Here is a 1849-nt window from a genome sequence, read left to right as displayed (position 1 = left end):
AACACAGTGGACGCGAGCAACTGAGGACAAGCCCTCGGCCTATTAGTACCAGTCAGCTCCACCCGTTACCGGGCTTCCACATCTGGCCTATCAACCCAGTCGTCTACTGGGAGCCTTAACCAATCAAGTTGGTGGGAATACTCATCTCGAAGCAGGCTTCCCGCTTAGATGCTTTCAGCGGTTATCCTTTCCGAACGTAGCCAACCAGCCATGCCCTTGGCAGGACAACTGGCACACCAGAGGTTCGTCCGTCCCGGTCCTCTCGTACTAGGGACAGCCCTTCTCAATATTCCTACGCGCACAGCGGATAGGGACCGAACTGTCTCACGACGTTCTAAACCCAGCTCGCGTACCGCTTTAATGGGCGAACAGCCCAACCCTTGGGACCGACTCCAGCCCCAGGATGCGACGAGCCGACATCGAGGTGCCAAACCATCCCGTCGATATGGACTCTTGGGGAAGATCAGCCTGTTATCCCCGGGGTACCTTTTATCCGTTGAGCGACAGCGCTTCCACAAGCCACTGCCGGATCACTAGTCCCGACTTTCGTCCCTGCTCGACCCGTCGGTCTCACAGTCAAGCTCCCTTGTGCACTTACACTCAACACCTGATTGCCAACCAGGCTGAGGGAACCTTTGGGCGCCTCCGTTACTCTTTAGGAGGCAACCGCCCCAGTTAAACTACCCATCAGACACTGTCCCTGATCCGGATCACGGACCCAGGTTAGACATCCAGCACGACCAGAGTGGTATTTCAACGACGACTCCACAACCACTGGCGTGGCCGCTTCAAAGTCTCCCACCTATCCTACACAAGCCGAACCGAACACCAATATCAAACTATAGTAAAGGTCCCGGGGTCTTTCCGTCCTGCTGCGCGAAACGAGCATCTTTACTCGTAGTGCAATTTCACCGGGCCTATGGTTGAGACAGTCGAGAAGTCGTTACGCCATTCGTGCAGGTCGGAACTTACCCGACAAGGAATTTCGCTACCTTAGGATGGTTATAGTTACCACCGCCGTTTACTGGCGCTTAAGTTCTCAGCTTCGCCGACCCGAAAGTCAGCTAACCGGTCCCCTTAACGTTCCAGCACCGGGCAGGCGTCAGTCCGTATACATCGCCTTACGGCTTCGCACGGACCTGTGTTTTTAGTAAACAGTCGCTTCTCGCTGGTCTCTGCGGCCACCCCCAGCTCAGGAAGCAAGTTCCCTCACCAGTGATGGCCCCCCTTCTCCCGAAGTTACGGGGGCATTTTGCCGAGTTCCTTAACCATAGTTCACCCGAACGCCTCGGTATTCTCTACCTGACCACCTGAGTCGGTTTAGGGTACGGGCCGCCATGAAACTCGCTAGAGGCTTTTCTCGACAGCATAGGATCATCCACTTCACCACAATCGGCTCGGCATCAGGTCTCAGCCTTAACGTGTGACGGATTTACCTACCACACGGCCTACACCCTTACCCCGGGACTACCACCGCCCGGGCTGGACTACCTTCCTGCGTCACCCCATCGCTTACCTAGTACAAGTCTGGTTCGTCGGCTCCACCACTACCCTCAACTCCGAAGAGATCGGGCCGGCTTCACGGACTTAGCATCGCCTGATTCAGTATTGGGCGTTTCAAAGCGGGTACCGGAATATCAACCGGTTGTCCATCGACTACGCCTGTCGGCCTCGCCTTAGGTCCCGACTTACCCTGGGCAGATCAGCTTGACCCAGGAACCCTTAGTCAATCGGCGCACACGTTTCTCACGTGTGTATCGCTACTCATGCCTGCATTCTCACTCGTGAACCGTCCACAACTCGCTTCCGCGGCTGCTTCACCCGGCACACGACGCTCCCCTACCCATCC

Annotated in this window: 1 rRNA gene; it reads right to left on the bottom strand. The window is 56.2% G+C overall.

From position 1 onward, the window contains the following. Window positions 1–22 precede the first annotated feature (22 nt). Window positions 23–1849, bottom strand: a 23S ribosomal RNA gene (locus ABZ454_RS38755); the annotation flags it as partial.

The organism is Streptomyces sp. NPDC005803 (assembly GCF_040630435.1).
GTDB lineage: Bacteria > Actinomycetota > Actinomycetes > Streptomycetales > Streptomycetaceae > Streptomyces.
This window is presented reverse-complemented; position numbering and strand designations above follow the sequence as displayed.